Origin of the sequence: Nostoc sp. C110, assembly GCF_043099725.1 — a bacterium.
Classification (GTDB): domain Bacteria; phylum Cyanobacteriota; class Cyanobacteriia; order Cyanobacteriales; family Nostocaceae; genus Nostoc; species Nostoc muscorum_A.
Genome location: NZ_CP171148.1, coordinates 3,465,340 through 3,484,833, shown reverse-complemented (window position 1 = coordinate 3,484,833; position 19,494 = coordinate 3,465,340). Strand labels below are relative to the sequence as shown.

General features: G+C 40.8%; 14 protein-coding genes and 2 pseudogenes. 4 read left to right on the top strand and 12 right to left on the bottom strand.

Going from position 1 to position 19,494, the window contains the following annotated elements; genetic code table 11:
* Window positions 1-18 precede the first annotated feature (18 nt).
* The 9 genes from ACFFRD_RS20410 to ACFFRD_RS20370 all read right to left on the bottom strand — a co-directional run bounded on the left by ACFFRD_RS20410 (window position 19) and on the right by ACFFRD_RS20370 (window position 11,113).
* Window positions 19-1,002, bottom strand: a complete 984-nt coding sequence (locus ACFFRD_RS20410; RefSeq protein ID WP_392482954.1) for a hypothetical protein — start codon at window positions 1,000-1,002, stop codon at window positions 19-21.
* A 61-nt stretch (window positions 1,003-1,063) separates the two neighbouring features.
* Window positions 1,064-1,648: a serine acetyltransferase gene (locus ACFFRD_RS20405; protein ID WP_392482953.1), complete on the bottom strand. Its 585-nt coding sequence runs from the start codon at window positions 1,646-1,648 to the stop codon at window positions 1,064-1,066.
* A gap of 78 nt (window positions 1,649-1,726) precedes the next feature.
* Entirely contained in the window at window positions 1,727-3,109 is a 1,383-nt protein-coding gene (locus ACFFRD_RS20400; RefSeq protein ID WP_392482952.1) for an O-antigen ligase family protein, read from the bottom strand.
* 2 nt (window positions 3,110-3,111) lie between these two features.
* Window positions 3,112-5,250 (bottom strand): GumC family protein, encoded by a 2,139-nt coding sequence (locus tag ACFFRD_RS20395; RefSeq protein ID WP_392482950.1) that lies wholly within the window; start codon window positions 5,248-5,250, stop codon window positions 3,112-3,114.
* Between the two features lie 94 nt (window positions 5,251-5,344).
* The gene (locus tag ACFFRD_RS20390; protein ID WP_392482949.1) at window positions 5,345-6,604 is read right to left on the bottom strand and encodes a glycosyltransferase family 4 protein; all 1,260 of its coding nucleotides are present in this window, start codon (window positions 6,602-6,604) and stop codon (window positions 5,345-5,347) included.
* A gap of 27 nt (window positions 6,605-6,631) precedes the next feature.
* A complete protein-coding gene (locus ACFFRD_RS20385; RefSeq protein WP_392482947.1) occupies window positions 6,632-7,837 on the bottom strand; it encodes a glycosyltransferase in 1,206 nt (401 codons plus the stop codon).
* 150 nt (window positions 7,838-7,987) lie between these two features.
* Window positions 7,988-8,638, bottom strand: coding sequence for a sugar transferase (locus tag ACFFRD_RS20380; RefSeq protein ID WP_245246091.1), 651 nt, complete (start codon window positions 8,636-8,638; stop codon window positions 7,988-7,990).
* A 203-nt stretch (window positions 8,639-8,841) separates the two neighbouring features.
* Window positions 8,842-9,801 carry an NAD-dependent epimerase/dehydratase family protein gene (locus tag ACFFRD_RS20375; protein WP_114085597.1) on the bottom strand — a complete coding sequence of 320 codons (960 nt, stop codon included), beginning with the start codon at window positions 9,799-9,801 and terminating at the stop codon, window positions 8,842-8,844.
* A 640-nt stretch (window positions 9,802-10,441) separates the two neighbouring features.
* Complete coding sequence (locus tag ACFFRD_RS20370; RefSeq protein ID WP_392482946.1) at window positions 10,442-11,113, bottom strand: DNA/RNA non-specific endonuclease; 672 nt, start codon at window positions 11,111-11,113, stop codon at window positions 10,442-10,444.
* Window positions 11,114-11,290: 177 nt separating this feature from the next.
* On the opposite strand from ACFFRD_RS20370, the pseudogene ACFFRD_RS20365 reads away from it, so the two are divergent.
* A pseudogene (locus ACFFRD_RS20365) lies at window positions 11,291-11,470 on the top strand (hypothetical protein); the annotation flags it as partial.
* Between the two features lie 52 nt (window positions 11,471-11,522).
* The gene (locus tag ACFFRD_RS20360) at window positions 11,523-12,671 is read left to right on the top strand and encodes a tyrosine-type recombinase/integrase (protein WP_392482945.1); all 1,149 of its coding nucleotides are present in this window, start codon (window positions 11,523-11,525) and stop codon (window positions 12,669-12,671) included.
* A 109-nt stretch (window positions 12,672-12,780) separates the two neighbouring features.
* Here ACFFRD_RS20360 and ACFFRD_RS20355 read toward each other — a convergent pair whose 3' ends face one another.
* From ACFFRD_RS20355 to ACFFRD_RS20345, 3 genes and pseudogenes are all read right to left on the bottom strand, one after another.
* Window positions 12,781-13,143: a hypothetical protein gene (locus tag ACFFRD_RS20355; RefSeq protein WP_392482944.1), complete on the bottom strand. Its 363-nt coding sequence runs from the start codon at window positions 13,141-13,143 to the stop codon at window positions 12,781-12,783.
* 222 nt (window positions 13,144-13,365) lie between these two features.
* Window positions 13,366-13,509, bottom strand: coding sequence for a hypothetical protein (locus ACFFRD_RS20350; protein ID WP_392482943.1), 144 nt, complete (start codon window positions 13,507-13,509; stop codon window positions 13,366-13,368).
* Between the two features lie 347 nt (window positions 13,510-13,856).
* Window positions 13,857-14,417: pseudogene (locus ACFFRD_RS20345) on the bottom strand (Uma2 family endonuclease).
* A 529-nt stretch (window positions 14,418-14,946) separates the two neighbouring features.
* Here ACFFRD_RS20345 and ACFFRD_RS20340 point away from each other — a divergent pair.
* Both ACFFRD_RS20340 and ACFFRD_RS20335 read left to right on the top strand, forming a co-directional pair.
* Window positions 14,947-16,668, top strand: a complete 1,722-nt coding sequence (locus tag ACFFRD_RS20340; protein ID WP_392483122.1) for a ShlB/FhaC/HecB family hemolysin secretion/activation protein — start codon at window positions 14,947-14,949, stop codon at window positions 16,666-16,668.
* Between the two features lie 207 nt (window positions 16,669-16,875).
* Window positions 16,876-19,413, top strand: a complete 2,538-nt coding sequence (locus tag ACFFRD_RS20335) for a filamentous hemagglutinin N-terminal domain-containing protein (protein ID WP_392482942.1) — start codon at window positions 16,876-16,878, stop codon at window positions 19,411-19,413.
* Window positions 19,414-19,494 lie beyond the last annotated feature (81 nt).

Here is a 19,494-nt window from a genome sequence, read left to right as displayed (position 1 = left end):
TATTCATCTATTAAATTACTACTGACTATGCTCAAAAATATTCTTCAGTAAATATGGGTTTTTGGAACTCTTGAGAATACCGTAATCTCTGGTGGCAAATCTTAATTGCAATATCAAACGATCCTTAAGCAATGGGCGAGTCGCTTTATGAAAACAATAGGGATCTTCAATAAAACCAGAACCTGCCTCTCCACAAATCGTTAAAACGTCTTCATGGCTATAAGAGTTTAGAACTTCTTCATCTGTCCGTTGAGTTAGAGAAACAATTTGGGTAATCTTTTTTTTTATATGGCTACCACAGATGCAAATGTGGGGGCCACTCTGTAAATCTACATCAGTTAAGTAAAAGAAAAATCTAAGGCAACTATAGTCATCCGGATCATAATGAAAGAAACTGGCTGTTTTACTAACATCATAATTTTTTTTGTTAACAGGAAATGTCCACCAAAGCCTGGCATCTGTAAAAATCGGCTCTGTTTTCATATATTTGGCCGCAATCATTTTGATGCCTGGATCATTACTAAGTCTCTTAATTGCTGGACAAAGAATATCTATGTTGAAGTATGTCGCGGTAGAGAAAGGGGCTTTGTGTTTTTTCTCTGCTTGTTTTTTCTGAGAATAAAGGAAGCCGCATTTGCTATCTAAATTACCATAACAATCTGTAGACATAGCAAACATAATTATTTCTTGATAAATAATCTTTGGTAGTTTTATACCTAAATAGCAACCATATTTATTTAAAGAATAGACAACTCGATCTACGTCAATTTCTTGAAAAAGAGATTTATGTAAATCATAGTGATTTAATTTAGGGGTTCTAGATAATAATTTTATTAAATTTCTCAAAAATACAAATCGACTCAATATAGATATCACAGTCCATTGAGGATTTGTGATCGTATGACTATAGTATGCCTGTAACCTGGATATTACTTCTTGAAGTTTTTTTTCAGACCGTAAAAAATTAGTAGTCTGATAACTTGTTTTCATTTCGGTTTTCATCTCGGTTTTCATTTCGCCAGCATTCAAACCTCAAAAAGTAGGCAATCAATGAGGTTATAGATTAATTGAAAGTGTTAGTAGGCAGTTCAAAATTATTTTCTAAATTACGTGTAGATAACTCAGTCGGATTGCTGTTTATCAGACGAATAATCTTTGCTGGATTTCCTGCAACTACAGCACCTTGAGGAATATCTTTTACAACTACAGAACCCGCTCCAATAACAACATTATCACCAAGTTTTATTGGACCAATAATTACAACATTTGAGCCTATATCTACATTATTACCTATTTGTGGTGATGCACTGATAGAATCATCTGGTAATTTTTTATTACCAATAGTTGTCGAATGTCTCAAAGTACAATTTGCACCAATTACAGTTTCATGATTAACAACCAAAGCATGACCGTGTTGGAGCTTAAGGTTTGAGCCGATTTTTGTATCCCAAGGTAACTCAATACCTAATATATACTCTACTATAAACTGATAAAAAAATCGATAAATTTTTGATATTTCTTTACCAAAGATTGGTAAATTTATCACTATTTTATTTAATCGAAACATCAATAAAACCAAACGAGATTTGAAGCTTGTATCCTGATTAATTTGCCAATCTTGAAGTAAATAATCAATTATCTTATTCATTTCTTTATCCAAAATAATATCAGCAAAAATTATCTTTAAGAGACTAGAGCAGTTAAATTAAATAGAATGATATTCTATTTATTTAAATGTCATATCCTCTCTAATTTGCTGTTCATTCCAATTCCAGCCAGCAACTGCTAGCAAAGTCCACCAGTAGAAGAATAAGGTAGTATGGCTCCAAATATTTTCGGTAATCATTCCCACAGGTATGGATGTCAGCATAGCTAACAAAATAAAACACAAGTTGCGTTGTTTACTCCCATATGGTGTCTGCTGAATTAATAGCAAAAGATGTGTGAACTGAGCAGCAAACAACGCCAAAAAAGATACTAAACCAATGATTCCTCCTTCTACTAAAGCTCGGATGTAATCGTTGTGGGGAAGCAGGCCATTACCCGCCACTGGTATACTCAGCCCTAAACCATAACCAAAAATTGGACTCTGTTTCCAAGCATTAAGTAGTAGATACCATTGAGAAAGCCGCCAATTAAAACTATTGGAGTCTCCTTGTGACAACAAAATTGCCTTTGATATATCGATGTCTGGATTAAGTAGTGGTGTTTGAGTAATGGAGGCTAGACGTTGTTGCCCAAACTCCGTACTAGCAAACAAGGCGATGATTAACCCCAACAACAACATTCCACTAATTAACTTGGCTACATTTAATCTAGGAGTAATTAAAACTAGAACAAAAACCGCAATCATCATTAAGCTAAATAGGGTCTTGGTACTGACAAAGAAAAAACACAGTAAGCCTAACAACATCAACCAAAACCAGCGTTGCTGTGTTCCGTTCAGCTTCCAAAACACAAGGCTAATAAACAATAATAAAAAAGTCGCAAAGGTATTTGCTGTACCGAAAGTACCTACAATGCGATCGCTTGCTTGAAATATCTGCAATAACCCGATGGCGATCGGTAAGAGGAGAGCTAAAAATAGGCTAGAAATCACTTTTTGGGGAGGGAGTCGATCCTTGAGCTGCATTACTAGTAAATAGACCATCACCCAAGAAAATAGACGTACCCACTCACGGATACTAGCTGGTAAATATGAAGCATCCAACCCCAATGCTCCTAAAGGTAGGAGAATGAGCCATAAGCCTTGTAGCAAAACCCAGCCAGCTAAAAACCACCAAAATCTATCGGTGCGGACAATGTGACCCGTCAACAACGAGACTATTACATACAGCAAAGTCAGAACATCTAGCCCAATAGCAAAGACCGCAGGTATCTGTAGATCTGAGAAAACATCGAGTGAGCTACGCAATATCAATAATACCAATACTGCTTGCTCAAACTTGGTAAAGAAGTAAAAAACTATCCCTACTGCAACTATAGCTAAACCCACTAATTTAGCACTGCTTCCTACTAAGAATCCTGCAATGATAGCAGCCCCCACAGTTGCTAACCCAAGCAAAATTGCCAAAGCCAGAGATCGACTTGAATGTTGATTGGTTAACATCTTCAGACCTCATCGCTAGAAGTATTGGATAATCCTTGAGTGGTCAAACGCCTGTTTAATTGGTATTTATTTACAGAATTGCGGTAATACTTTTCAAGCTCAGTAGCCATATCATTCACCACGCCCCCCAGTATAGGTATGCCATTTTCAGTTAATTCTGATACTGTCTTTTGCAAAACCTCTTTGTGAGTCCAGCCGGGACGAGTAACTAATATGATTCCGTGACTTTGCTGGGTCAATGTGGCAGCATCAATACTTGCACATAGAGGAGGAGTATCTATAATTACCAAATCAAAATGTGCTGTCGCTTCTGCTATCAGAGATTTCATCGCTGTAGACTCTAGTAACTGAGAAGGACAATGGTGTAGTCCACCACAAGTTAAGACTGAAAGATTATCAATTGCTGTTGGGCGAATCACCTCCAGTAGAGATTGATTGTTTTCCAGCACGTCGCTAATTCCTGGCGTTGCAGCTAAGTTAAACAATTGATGTTGTACAGGTCTATGTAAATCGGCATCAATAATCAATGTCCGGCGCGACAACATGGCAGAGACAGTAGCTAGATGTGAAACAACAATTGATTTGCCTTCGCCAGAGAGGGCGCTACTAACAACAATCAACTGCAAGCTCTCACGACTACGAAATTCTAGAGTCTTGAGGAGCATTCGATACGGCTCAACCAAACCCACATTATTTAAGAAATTTTCTGCTGAATCTAGCTTTAGGGTGTTAGCTGTGAGACGTGGCAATATTCCTAGCAATGGCAACTTAAGTAATTCCTCTGCTTGTGATGCATCCCTCAAGGTGTTGTCTAACACCTCCAATAACAGCACAACCCCAACGGCAAAAATCATACCGAAGAAAATAGCAATTACTAGCACTGCTGACTGCTTGGGTGATGCGGGTGAATCGGGTACTGTCGCTTTAGCAATAATGCGGATATTGCTGACTATTTGAGCCTCTGCGATTCGTGCTTCTTCAAATTTAGTTTGTAGGAATTTGAGAGAATCTGCCGCTTCTTGTCGTTGGCGAACCAGAGCATTGAGGGCTTTTTGTTTAATTGGTAGTTCTACCAGACTAGCCTGGAGTTTGACACTTTGAGCTTGGACAGTTTTGAGCTTATTTTCCAAAGCCGATCGCTCGATTCTTTGAGTAATGAGTTGAGATATTAAGTTCTGGGAAAGCTGATCGTTAGCGACTTTTTCTGGAGCGATCGCCCTATTGTTGGGTGACACCAAAGCCAGTTTTTGTATATACAACTGACGTAGGTCATCCCGTCGTTTTATGAGGTTGAGTAAGGTAGGATGATTCTCTGTAAAACGCACACGAGCTTCAACTACCTGTGCCTCCAATTCCACCAATTTATCCCGTAATTTTTTCAGTTCTTCATCATCACCACCACGCACTGCTGAATAAGCATTTTTGAGATTGCCAGCTTTGGTAATTCCCTCCAAGCTTCTAGTGCGAGACTGAATTTCTTGCAGTCCACCCATCAGAGTCCGTTGTTGATTTTCCAATGTTGCCAAACTGTCTACTAGAGTTCTCGTTTGGTCTTCAATAGAGACAATGCCACTTTTTTGTCGGTAGATACTTTCTGCTGTTTCAGCTCTTTTCAGCCGCGATCGCTGTTTGGGAACTTCCACTTCTAAAAATTGCCTTACAGAGCGAGCTTCTGAACTAATTGCATCCGCACTTTCCTTGACCATTGTTTCTGAGATAGCATTCAGAACTTTGGCAGCTAAAATAGCATTTGGTGATCGGTAGCTCAGTTCCAGTATGTTTGTTGCTGGAATAATTTTGACTTTCAAATTCTCACTAAGTTTGGCGGTTGTTATTTTTTTTGGAGAGTCAATTTTAGCGATCGCTTTTTGCAAAACTTGTTGCGACTTAATTAATTCTGCTTGAGTAGCTAGTGGGTTAGAACCTCCTGGTGTAGTTACAGGAACTTGACTAAGCTCGCGTCCTAATTGGGAAACGCTCACTTGTTTTTCGTCTAGTATTAGCCGCCCTGATGTTTCATACAATCGTGGAGTCACAACCAAGTAAATAACTGACCCACCAATTACTGAAACAAATGTAGCTGTTGCAGGGAGACTACGCCGTTTCAAAACCTTCAGTAAAGATGAAATGTCTTTTCTCATTAGCTAGCTTTCTCCACCTCAAGTACTCTGTAAGAAACAACAGGCTGATGCCTCCTGGAATTAAAACTGATTTTTTTTATGCATATATCTAGATTTATTTTTCTGAGACTGTGATTTGCTCGGAAATTACAGCTTTTTTCACAACAACTGCGCTTGAAGTTTGCTGGATTGAGTCAACTCCAGCTATTCTCATGGAATAAGGTTCGGATATCTTGATAGTTGCAGACGAGTTCAACAGTGTTCTATATAATTTCAAATTCTCAGCAGTAATCTGTTCCCAACTATAGTTGAGTTCTACATACTTTTGGGCATTACTAGCCATTATTGCTAATTCCTGGGGATGATTCACGGCCCAGTCCAGGCAACTAATACAAGAGTCTAGGTTTCCTGCTTGGAAGAGTATGCCACGCTGCTCATTTAACAACTGCTGATGGGGTGGAATATCACTTGCGATTACCGAGATCCCTTCCCGCATCGCCTCCAACATTGCTAAAGGTAGTCCCTCCACATCAGAAGGTAGGACAAATAATCCGGCTCCCCGAACAATCTCTGCTAAGCGTTCTCCTTGCAGTTCGCCTGCAAATACAATCTCTGGATTCTCGGCAACAGTATTTAATAGCTTGGAGACATAGGGCTTAGTATCGCTGATGCCACCAGCCAGAACAAGTTTCCATCCTGGTGGTTTGAGTTTACAGAAAGCTTCAATGAGTAAGTCCGGACGCTTTTCTGGTACAAGTCTGCCCAAAAATAGAATATAGCGTCCCTGCATTAATTTGAGAGAGGTGCCATAGGAAAAATTAGGGTCTGACTCAGCATAGTTAGCTGGAGCGTTAGGGATGTAGACTGTCTGGCTACCATAGGTTTGCAAAAAATAGGATTGCAAATCTTTTGAGACTACTATTAGTCCGTGGGCGAACCGCACTGCCGCCTTTTCTCCCGCAAGAATCAAGCGACTAGAAAAATTACCCCACTTGGCACGTTGCCAGTCTAACCCCTGACAGGTAACAACAATTTTTGCCTTCTTGGCGGTAAGTCTCGATAGGCAGGTAAATAGAGATGGACCAAGAGCATGAAAGTGAATAATATCATACTGAGTTCCAGAAGCAGCGATCGCTGCTATGGCAGAGCTAATAAAAGCGTCTATCCCTCTAAAATCGAAACTAGGCAAGGAGATGACTCGGACACCCTGAAAGCCATAATTATCAAACCAACGACAATCAGTGTATGAAGAGCGGGCGAATAAATCAACACTATGACCCTGCGCTACTATCCGGGGATATATTTCTGCACAATAATGTTCAATGCCTCCCTGTTTAGGTGGTAGACCTTTGGCACCAATTACAGCAATTTTCATGAATTTTTTCCCAAAAATTAGTTTTACTTACGAACTCACTGCTGAGAAGGTTTGCAATTCCCAGCGATTTAGCATTTCTCTGTAGATATCTTTAATCACAGTGCAGGCAGCGTAGGGATGTGCAGTTTGCACACAAGAAACACTAGGATAATCTTCTGGATGTAGTAATACTTGGCGTATACTGTCTGCTATGGATTTTGGAGTACGTTGAGAACAAACTACTCCACTATCATCCGTCAGTAATTTTGGGGTTTCACCAGTTCGAGTTGTGACTACTGGAGTTCCACTAGCAAGTGCTTCTAGAACTACCAATGGTAAACCTTCGTAGGCACTAGTAAGGACAAAGACATTGCAGATACGATGTAACTTTGATAGTTCTGTTTGATTAACTGCTCCCAGCATTGTCACTCGTTCAGTTAAACTGAGACGACCAATTTCAGCACGAATTTTTGTGGCTAACTCTCCATCTCCAGCTATGAGTAGATGAGTATGGGATTCATTTAAAGCCGCGAATGTACGTACTAACAAAAGTGGATCTTTGTCTGGATGCAAGCGACCAGCAAAAAGAATAAAACGTGTTTCGGGAACCAAGCCTAATCTCAAAGCTAGTTCGCGTCTTTTTGCTTCCCTTTCTTGATGACTCAACGGATAGAAAATTTCATTGTCAAATGAATTTTTGATGTAAGAAATGCGATCGCTCAAAGTAGGATAACGTTGGCTATAGAATTTAGCAGAGTTACTATTACACGATAAAATCTGGTTAAACTGACGAATTAACAAACTTTCCAAGGCAAAATATGCACCCGGAAATCTTCGCCACAGAATCGCTTTTTTTTGCATCTGTGCATTAATATCAGTGTGAATAAACAGGGTTTTCTCCCCCTGCCAATTCAATGCAGCTAAAGTTGGCTCCAACCTATGAAAATGCATAAAGTCTGAAGCAAAGCAATGCCCTAAAAGTGCATTCGTATACTTAACCGTGGTTGGGATCAGACCCCGAACATTATCATTTTCTAAAGTAAACAAAGGCATAAAACTAATTTCTCTACCAGAAAGTTCTGCTTCTTGCCACTTCAGATTTGGCTGACACCTATCATGTCCTGTTCCTACAAGCCGCAGATCAAATTCACTAGGTGCATACTTAATAAACAAGCTAACTAGCGTTTGAATGCCACCAATAGTAGTATGCCAAGGATTAAATTGGTAAAAAATCGTTAGGACAGGTTTATACATTTAGGGAAAGGATTCAGGAGGGGATAATTAATAGGAGTGATAGGAGTGATAAAAGTGTAAAACGTCACATTCATGAGCAAGGGCACATCAAAGGACAACAGCGATGAAGAGCTCCGCACACTTACTTGTACAAACTAGTAACTTCCGTTATTAGCAAGCGCCGCTCTTATCTAACACAACTTTTAGGGTTTTTAGCATCAAATAAATATCGTAGGTAATAGACCATTTTCGTTGATAGTCTAGATCCATACTCACAATATCCTCAAAGTCTTTGATACTAGAACGTCCACTGGTTTGCCATTCGCCAGTAATACCTGGTTTGACATTTAACCTTTCCCAGTGATGGTTTGAGTAGCACATGACTTCATCGGGAGTCGGAGGGCGAGTGCCAACTAAACTCATTTCTCCTAGTAGTACATTCCAAAATTGGGGTAGTTCGTCTAAGCTAGTGCGACGCAGAAACTTACCTACACGAGTAATACGAGAGTCATTTTCACTTTTGAAAATATGATTACTTTTGGCTTCGTTGATGACTAGATGTTTAAATTGGTCAGATCCAACAATCATAGAGCGAAATTTCCATATCCGGAAATAGCGTCCGTTCAAACCACAGCGAATTTGACTGTAAAAGATGGGACCAGGGCTATCAAGTTGAGTAACTATAGCAACAGGAATCGCTACGATTGCTGTAATAATTAATCCTACTATAGCACCTAAGATATCAATCATCCGTTTTGCTTTGCTTCTTACAGAAGTATGAACTGGTAGCTTGGCAAAATGAGCAGTATAAACAATATTCATAACTGCTAGATCAATAGAGTTTAAAGTATGAAAATTAGACATGACTGCACGATTTAAGAGGCGGTGATAGTTTTGAAGACACTGTCATCGAATGTATTACATTAGTGGAACTAACTTAATTACAGAGAGAATAAAATCTGTAAATTGATACACGTCTTTTTAACACTGTTTCTCAGTTCAATCAGCCTGACTCAGGAAATAGCTTAGGAATATAGAGATTTCGTCCAAATCCACTCTTTAGCTAATCCATCGATTAAAGAAGTTTGTGGTTTGTAGTTTAAAAGTTTTTGAGCTTTAGCTATGTCCGATAAAGTGTGACGCGCATCTCCCATTGATGTTTCAATGTGGTTGATATTAATATTACTTCCTATAATTTCTTCTATAGTACTGATAACCTCTAACAGACTGACTCTACTACCGCCACCAATATTGAAAACTTCACCAACAGCTTCGGGTATTTTAGCGGCTGCTATATTGGCTGTAACTATATCATTTATGAATGTGAAGTCTCGCGTTTGTTGACCATCTCCATATATAGTTAGCGGTTGTGATTCAAGTATTGATTTAAAAAATTTATGAAAAGCCATATCTGGACGTTGTCTAGGCCCATAAACTGAGAAGTAGCGTAAAGCAACAAAGGGTACACCAAAATTTTTATGATACAAACTACACAACTTCTCAGCAGCTAATTTTGTAATTCCATACGGAGAAATAGGCTGAGGGCAAATACTTTCATCAGTCGGTAGTTTTTTAGCATCACCGTATATACTGGAGGTTGAAGCAAATATGAATCTTTTTATGTGTTTAGCATCTTTGATGGCTTCTAATAAAATTTGGGTACTATTGATATTCTTTTCAACATAAGTTTGGAAGTTTTTTCCCCAACTAGCTCTTACACCCGCTTGTGCAGCTTGATGATAAACGAATTCAGCATCTTCTAGCAGTTTATGCCAGTCTAGGAGTTGAATATCTCCCTCAATTAATTCAAAATTAGGATTGTTATGTAAATGTGCAATGTTCTTGCGCTTTAAAGCAGGGTCGTAATAATTATTGAATTCATCAATACCAATTACTTGATGCCCTTCTGCTAATAAAGTGTCTACTAAGTGAGAACCAATAAAACCAGCTGCTCCTGTAACAATTATTTTTATAAGAGACACCATAAACTAATCTCCATAACAAAAGATAAGCTTCACTGATACCCTACGGGAAGGCTTATACCAACACAATGACATTGTGTAATCAATTTGTTTTTCTACTTACTTAATGCATGAACTGGAAAGTAGCCATGAACTGGGCAATAGATAGCCTGTTTTTTGAACTTATCCCACTAGTCTAAAAATTCCTACTTCTTTTCGTAAAATGTGCTTGAAAACCTTGATTTTTCGTTTTTAGTTCTCAATAAACTTAAGTTTTGAAGCACAAATCTTATTAGTGGGATAGGTTCTTAGAACATTTTGGATTGCGATCACACTTTCTCTGAAATTCTACGGTTTAGAGGGACTGAGGTCAAAAAGACCATCAAAGCTCAACTCCTAAAAATTACTGCCAAAATATTCAATTAATTTTGTAAATTTTAACTGCTAGTTGATTACCAGTTGTGACTTACAGGAATTATAGTATCTGATGAGATACTCAAACGCAACTCATATGCAACATAAAAGTATCAGGGTTAGCGCAGGTAGGACGAACGCATCTAAATATTAAAGATCGATAATCAAGGTTTAATTCCCCAACATTACACCACACAAGGCTTTCAGAGAATTAGGTATGAAAGCGAATAACCTAGTGTGGCAAAACTTACTAGAGAAGAGTGGAAATCCTGTAATCTTGACCTTGTAGCGAAATAATGGTGCAAAAACTTGGTAAGAAAAAGTCTAAAACCAGAGGCAACATCGTTTGAAGTACTCGATTGTATTCAAAAAAAATGCCCTTCGTGCGGGGAAGCAATGTGGAATGAATACAATAATCCTCGACATATAAGAACATTAAATGGGGTAGTAGAACTACAACTAAAAATTCGTCGATGTCAAAATAAGTCATGTCTGCTGAGGGTGTAACATGACCTTTGTCATAACCTGAACCACTGTATATAGTTGGAGTTACCCGTAAAAAGTTTGTAGGTAAAGTGTTATCAGGTCTAAAATTATTTTGTCTGTCAGCAGTTCCCAGGCATGACTTGTTAAGCTGCCAAGCTACCCAGTTGGGAGTTCCTTTAGTATTGTTGTAGGAGAGCGCGTACTGGTTTTTTACCATTAGGTAATTATCAGGAGTATCCACCAGGGCGATCGCATTGCTGGGATTTCCCAAAAGCAGGTTAGCGCTGGTTGAGGGTTTAGTAGGTACAATCGGCGTTGCCTGCAATGGTTTTTCTATTGTTGATGTTGGCACCTGGCTTGGTGCTGGCGAACACCCCAATAGAGCAATTAGCCCAGTGGCAACAGCCAAAGCCTGAAAACGATTGATTAAACGCATAAATTTTAGAAAAAGATTGCAGATTAAATTAATCATCACCATTTTTGAGGCGATGTCCAGTTTTTGTCTACAAGAGCGTAGCTTGCCGCCGTAGGCATCGCGTTTCCTCTAAGAAAATGCTTGTGGGCGATCGCTTTTCATCTATCATCAGTTCATTGCTATCAAAATTGATATCAAATGGCTGACGACAAGACCCCACCAAGCGAAATGATTCGCGTTCCTACTGCCCTAATTGGAGCAGTACGCCAACTATCCAAACTGCACAGAGAGGGACATACAATTGCCTTGCTGCAAGGCTTAGAAGAATTGCTCTCCAAGTTTGATAGCAATATTGATATCGATGTTGCCCCCAGCAGTAAAAATGCTACAGCTTGAACACAAAAAACGGGGTGTTGCTTGACCACAAATAATGGAGCAAGCAGTTAAGCACATCCACGGCGTTGTCGTAGAATATAAAAGCTTCCTGAAACAGCACTTCCAGGAAGCTATATATTTATCATCGCGTAACTCTAAAGACCAAATGGATGTTACTAATATTGAGGTGGCGCAGGTCGAAATTCTGTCTACTACTCCACAACCAAGTGTAATTAAAAACACTAATGCTCAAGTTACGCCGGAGTTGGTAGAGGAGGTAATTCGGCAATATTATTACCGCACGCCTGCGGTTGCTAATGATGAGGAATTAATTTTAGCTTGGGCTGGAAGTCAAAACCGCGAACAAACCAAGCGAAAATACTATCGATTTGGTCAAAAATTACTCGATTGGGTACGTAAATCAGGTATACCTGATTTAAGATTGCTACAGCAACCATTGTTACTAGAATTTATTGCTTCCTGGGGTGAGGTTTCCCCTTATACTAAAAGTAACCGAGTGCTGATATTGCGATCGCTCTGGAGTTATGGGAGCGGGGAGAGTATTGGCTATTTTTTGCGGAATATTGCAAGTACTATAAATTACGATAATTTCAGTGATTTACGGAAGGCAGAGCGGTATCTAGAAGATTGGGAAATGGAGAAGTTAGCTGATGCTGCCAAGGTGTTAGGGGGGCAGTATTGGCTAGTTTTTAACTTGATTTTTTATAGTGGGATGCGGGTTGGCGAAGTGGGTCGCGTGACGGTTCCGGGTGATGAACGGGGTAAACCCAAGGAAGATTATCCGGGGTTGTATTGGCGCGATTTTAAATGGCAGTTTGACCCAACGCCGGAGGATAGACACCGGGGGTATTACACAATTAAGTTTTGGGGTAAGGGTGGGAAGTACCGGGGGATGGCTAGTGATAAGATGCCGGTGTTTGCCAATATCTCACCTGACCCAGCAAAAAGGGGATTGCCGTTGAGCGATCGGGCAATTAAAAAGTTGATTCAGGATATATCTGAGGTGGCGAAGGTGAAGTTTTCGTGTCACTGGCTAAGGCATTCTCATGCAACGAGGGCGGTGGAGAGTAAACCGCTTTTTCAGGTGCAAGACCAGTTGGGACATAGCAAGAGCGATACTACCAAGGGGTATGTAAGAGTGAAGAAGGATGCGGGAACAGGTACAGTGCTGCCGAGATTTTGAGGAAATGTATCTCCATGCTAGACCAACTGATAGCAGCGCTTTGTATTTGCCAGATGATGATGAGTAGAGGGAGTGCGTAGCTTGCTGCCTTTTGCATCGCTTTGGGGCGTTAGAGAATTTCTACTATGCGCGGTTGTCCATCAGGATAATAAACACCCAGACAGTTGTTTTTAGTACCAGTAATTACCCAAGGATGAGTTACATAGGTGCTTTGAGTAATTCTCTTATTTGGAGCAATTAAGGCGTAAAACTTTCGTTGACCAGAGTAATCAAGCCAATATAATCTTACTGGTGTGCTTCGCTGGTTGACAAATGTAATTTCCGTGGCTATTTTTCCACTGCGGGAAATTGAAACGGATTCAGCTTCACATTGTTGGGATTGGGCATTGGCAGCAGGTACACCAGCACTTATTGTAAATGAAAGCAACGCACTGCTAATAATGGCGAAGTGAAAGTGTGTAAATTTGAGCATTAATAAATAGCATGAAGAGTTTCACACTATTGTTTCACCTTGTTGCTTTCTCTTGGTTAACTTTTTTGGAGAGTTCGATTAATGAGGGCGATAAGCTTGCTCCACCAGACGATCGCCCAACGCTATATATAAAGTAACTAAAACATTTCCGACTGTTAATATTTGCCGTCTTATATAACCATGTCTTTGCATATTGCTATCCCACCAGCAAGAGTGTTTGATTCATCGCTGCTTGGCTGACTGAGATTGAGAGAGGTTATACAACAAAATAGCAATACATTGACCAGCTAAAATAAGTGCAATTTCTCTAATTTTTCCTTCTCTTTCTTCAAGAATTTTCCCATTCCATTCCGTAATATTCGTCAATTATAAACATTATAAACATTTTGTTACCTCGGAAGAAAAATTTGATAATGATTTGCTCAAATCTAGAATTGCACATATACTTTTTTCCATTAAGGTAGATAATCCCTGTCTCGAAATTATTGCTCAAAGGGAATCCTAGCCTTTTTTGGGTCAAAAAAGAGAGTCTTGCAACTTGTGACTCAAACTCATCTTTTTTTAAGTGTTAATACGCCTTAGTAAGTATAAATTTATTTATACTACTGGGAAAATGATTTAGCGATCGCTTGTTCTTTACTGGATCTGACAAAACCGCATAGCTCCCCAGATACAATCCTTTCCAACTTTCTTTAGGAAATTCGTTCGCTTTTTTACGTCAAACTCAACCAGCCAAAAATTTGTTCTACAGTCAGTTCCAACTCGATACCCTCTAGGATGGGTAATTTATCTGCACCTTCGTATAATTCCACCCTCTGTCCAGGAAACACCCCCAGCACACTTTCGTCTTCGGGGTTGATTAACCAGCCTAATTCATTACCATTGCGCGAACAAAGCAATAATTTACTCAACACTTTTTTTTACTTTTGGTCTGGGGAAAGAATTTCAATTGCCCAGTCGGGATGAATTTCAAAACGATTAGCAATTCTGCCAGATGGAGTTTTAGGAATTCTATCCCAACTAAACACAGACACATCAGGGACGATAGAAGCACCGCCACAGGTAAAGCGTAGTTCTGAAAAAGCTATAGCAATTTTCTGCCTTTTAGCTATACCGTTAATTGTTTCGCAAAGAGTAACCTCAAGTAAGCTATGTTCACCTTCAGGCATTGGTTTTTGAATAACTTTCCCGTTGATAAAGTCTGATGCTGGCTCAGTTTCTGACAGTTTGAGGAACTCATCTAAAGTTAGTTGGGGTTGAGTTGCGATCGCCATCAGCAAATAGCATAGAGGGGATGGTTTAATTATGTGCCTTAGCGATCGCCTAGATGATTCACTAAATTAAATTGTCTCTTCGCTTTATACTATTGACAAAAAGCAGTATTTACGCTGATGATGGCTGTAAAAAATACAGCCATTATAAATAGTGGTACATCGCTCGTTACACCAAAGTATCGGGGATGAACTGAATGTAAAGAAAGAACCATTGAAGAAAAATTCAGAAGTTAGATTCAGGAGCGAAGCCAGAGTTTCCGTTACTCCGGTCAAATCAAGACCACTAAATCTTCTATTTAGCATGAGTCTTAAACCTCTCTATTCAGAGGATGGCGGACTTGCTGCTGCTTCTTTGATCAGAATAAACAACTGAATTCTGACCAAAGAAGACATCCGGCTCCCCTCCTGACTCCTGAATTCTTATTTAGTAAATTTAAGGAGAAGGGTGCCAGTGAAAGAAGTCGTTACAGAGAACTCTATTATTAGTTCAGTATTTTCTAAGCAACAAATATTAAACAAGCCTGTAAGTATAATCTCTGGACTACGACCTCTGGCATTCGGCTTTGTTTTAGCAGCCGTATTATCTAATTATCAGCAGGTCATTGCCCAAACTCCGAATCCTGACACCCTACCACCCGGTCGGTTAGAAGAAGTTCCGGTAACACCCTTACGAGATGAACTGTTGCCACCAACAGATAACAATCAATTAGTCCCTTTGCCCACAATACCAGATGAGTCAATTCCAAATCAGGATAACTCGAATGCGAAATTTCGGGTAGAGCGGATTGAAATTGTTGGTAGTACAGTTTTCAAACCAGAGCAATTTGCCGCGATTACCAATCCCTTTGTCGGCAAAGAAGTGACATTTGCAGAATTATTGCAAATCAAAGATGCGATCGCCAAGCTTTACATTGATAACGGTTATGTAACCACAGGTGCATTGATTACACCGCAGACACTAGAAGCAGGAACAGTAAAGATTCAGGTAATCGAAGGCAGTCTGCAAGAAATCAAAATCATTGGTAACAGACGATTACGTAGTCAATACATTCGCGATCGCATCCAACTTGGTGCTGGTAAACCCCTAAACGTACCCCGCCTCCTAGAAAAACTCCAACTACTCCGCCTCGATCCACGCATCCAAAACCTCTCAGCCGAATTACAAACAGGCGTACATCCCGGAAGCAATGTATTACAAGTTGAGGTTGAAGAAGCAGATACTTTTAAACTGACGGCAAGCCTAGATAATGGGCGATCGCCAAGTGTGGGTAGTTTTCGCCGGGGAGTGGATCTGCAAGAAGCCAATTTATTAGGTTTGGGCGATACCCTGAGTGTAGGATACGCCAATACTGATGGTAGTAATAGCATTAATGCCAATTACACACTACCGATTAATGCCCACAATGGCACTATCTCCTTTGGCTTTAGCCAGGGATGGAACCATGTTATTGAAGAACCATTCAGTGTCCTTGATATCCAATCAGATTCTCAATCTTATGAATTAGGATATCGCCAACCACTAGTGCAAAAACCAACCCAAGAGTTGGCAGTTGGGCTGTCATTTTCGCGCCAATCAAGCCAAACTGAGTTGGGTATTGATAATATTGGGCCGTTTCGCCTCTCCCCAGGTGCAGATGAGAACGGAAAAACGAATATTTCGGCTCTGCGCTTTTTTCAAGAATATACCCAGCGAAGTAACCAGTATGTGTTTGCGGCGCGATCGCAATTGAGCTTTGGGGTAGATTGGTTCGATGCCAATGTCAGCGAGAATGAACCAGATAGCCGCTTTTTCGCGTGGCGGGGACAGGCGCAGTGGGTGCGACAATTAGCACCAGACACATTATTTTTAGTTAGGGGCGATTTCCAATTAGCGGCAGATTCCTTAGTGCCTTTAGAGCAATTTGGTCTTGGTGGACAACTAAGTGTCCGGGGCTATCGTCAAGACGCATTACTTACAGATAATGGTCTGTTGTTTTCGGCAGAATTTCGAGTTCCTATTGTCCGCGCGAAAAAGATTAACGGGGTGCTGCAACTGACACCCTTCATTGATGTGGGTAAAGGTTGGAACGTCAACGGCGAAAATCCATCGCCCAGCACCCTTGTTAGTACTGGGTTGGGGCTGTTGTGGAAACAGGGTGATGACTTATCGGCTCGCCTCGATTGGGGTATTCCTTTAATCTCGGTGGATGGTGAAAAGCGATCGCTCCAAGAAAATGGCTTGTACTTCTCACTCCGCTATTCGCCATTTTGACCTTGATTTCTCACAAGTGAGAAATCAAGGAGTGTGGGAGGTGTGGGAGGTGTGGGAGGATGGGGAAGAAGTCTTACCCCCTACACTCCCCACACTCCCCACACTCCCCTGCCTACAGTATCGTGAGAAATCCGGGTTTGAGGCGATGTTTCAAAACTATACCGTTTTGGGCAACCTAAAATACAAGGTATAAATAAAGGCTTGTCAATGACAACGAACTCTATTTGGTTGGGTCTGTGCGCTGGAATAGTGCCGTTGATGGTAATGCCACTTTGGTGTAGCTTTGCCAATGCCCAGGTAACTCCTGATAGCACTTTAAATACTACTGTCTCTCAAAGTGGCGATAACTTCACCATCACCAACGGTAATCGAGTTGGCAACAATTTATTCCACAGCTTCAGCCAATTTTCAGTTCCCAGCAACGGCTCGGCTTTTTTCAACAATGCCGCAGATGTGCAAAATATCTTCAGTCGCGTTACTGGAGGCAGTGTTTCCAACATTGATGGTTTAATTAAAGCCAATGATAGCGCTAATCTGTTTTTGCTCAATCCCAGTGGGATTATTTTCGGTGCGAATGCCCAACTGAATATTGGCGGCTCCTTTATTGGGACAACTGCCCAGAGCATTAAATTTAGCGATGGTGCTGAATTTAGCGCAATTAGTCCCCAAAAGGCTCCATTGTTAACCATGAATGTTCCTATTGGTTTGCAGATGGGTAGTAATCCAGGTGCGATTACTGTTCAAGGGTCAGGACACAATGCTCAATTAGGCGACTCACTTCAGGTTTCTGGATTAAACCTCGGTACGAGAGGATTACAGTTGCAATCTGGAAAGACGCTGGCATTGCTGGGTGGGAATGTTGCCTTAGATGGAGGATTGCTCTCCGCACCAGGAGGACAAATAGAACTGGGTAGCATTACTAACGGAAGCGTCGCCCTCAGTTCCATCTCTGAAGGATTTGCGCTGAGTTATCCTAATGCTTCGAGTTTTGGCGATATTCAGATAACCCAACGAGCTTTAGCATCTACACGCGACCTCAGTGGGCAAAGGGGAGGAGCCATTCAAATTCAGGGGAAACAGGTCAGTATTCGAGATGGTTCACTGATATTAGTACAAAATCGCAGCAACCAAACTGCTGGTGATATTGCAATCAATGCCACAGAGTTCCTCCAGATTATCGGCAAGTCTCCTGATTTTAAAAGTTCCAGCAGTTTAATTAATGAAACTATATCCCCAGGTGCAGCAGGGAATATTATCGTTACCACCCCACAGTTGAATATTGACGGGGGTGGGTATATCTTAAACCGTACCTTTAGCACAGCACTGGGTGGCAATATTGCAATCAATGCCGATCAAATGCGAGTGAATGGTTTTGCATTTGGTGATCCTAATGCTTTTCGAGCAGTCAGCCAGATATTAGCTAGTTCCTATGGGACTGGGAAAGGTGGAAATGTCAACATTTCCACTCAAAACCTGTCTATTTTAGCTGGCGGCAATATAGCAGCAAGACCCTACCGTTCTGGTAATGGCGGCGATCTCATTGTCAAGGCAGATACAATTCAGGTGACAAATGAGGGAGCGCCAAAGGGTTTATATTTTAGTCTGTTGTCTACTGCCACATTCGGGTCTGGTAATGCAGGGGATTTAAAAATCGATACCCGCACACTGTCGGTTCAAGCTGGTGCCAGAGTATCAGCTTCTAGCATAATTTCAGGAAATGCAGGTTCACTGACTATTAATGCGTCTGAATCGATTGATGTGAATGGTGTCAAAGATGCAGAAAATCCCAGCTATATTGGTACTGCTGTTCGTCCTGTTGGTGGAGTTTCTCGCGCTACTTCAGGCAACACCACGATTAACACCCCACTTCTTAACATCAGTAATGGTGCAACAGTTTTTGTCCAAAACCTTGGCTCCGGTAAAGCTGGTACTCTAAACATTCAGGCGAACACCTTACGACTCGACAATGGGGCCAGCATTTCAGCATCCACAAAAGCAGGCGGTGGTGGTAACACTAATTTACAACTGCGGGATTTACTACTGATGCGTCATGGCAGCTTTATCAGTGCAGAAGCAGGTAATAGTGGTAATGGTGGCAATATTACGATTAATGCTCCCAACATCGTGGGTTTAGAAAACAGTGACATTATTGCCAATGCAGTCCAAGGAAAAGGTGGCAATATTCAAATCACTACCCAAGGAATTATTGGGCTGAAATATCGTCCTCAACTGACTCCCGAAAACGACATCACTGCCAGTTCCCAGTTTGGGGTCAACGGTACGGTTCAAGTTAATAATATTGGTGTCGATCCCAATTCTGGCTTAGTGGAACTACCTGCGAATGTCACTGATTCATCACAGCAAATAGCCAGTGGTTGTTCTGCAAATCAAGGTAGTCGGTTTATCGCCACGGGACGGGGTGGTGTGCCGCAAAATCCAAATCTAGAAGTGACAAGCGATCGCACTTGGTCTGATATCCGCGATATCTCTGCATACCGTAAAACTGGCGAAATCACGACGCAAACCCCTGTATCCTCAGAGCTGCTTGTCCAAGCCACAGGTTGGAGACGCAATGCTCAAGGCAAAATCGAGTTAGTTGCAAATCAATCTTCTACTAAAATGCAACCATCTTTAACCTGTGCGGTACTTCCTAAGAAAAATTTAGGTCAAAGCCCCGACTTTTTCAAAAATTCGGAGATCGCGCAGCCATCAATTGTTCCCGATCTATATACATCGAAATTATAGAGTTAGGGAGGATAAGTAAACTTATCCTTTAAGTCCTTATACTGTGAAAAAATTTTATTTTGTAACAACTAAATCACATCA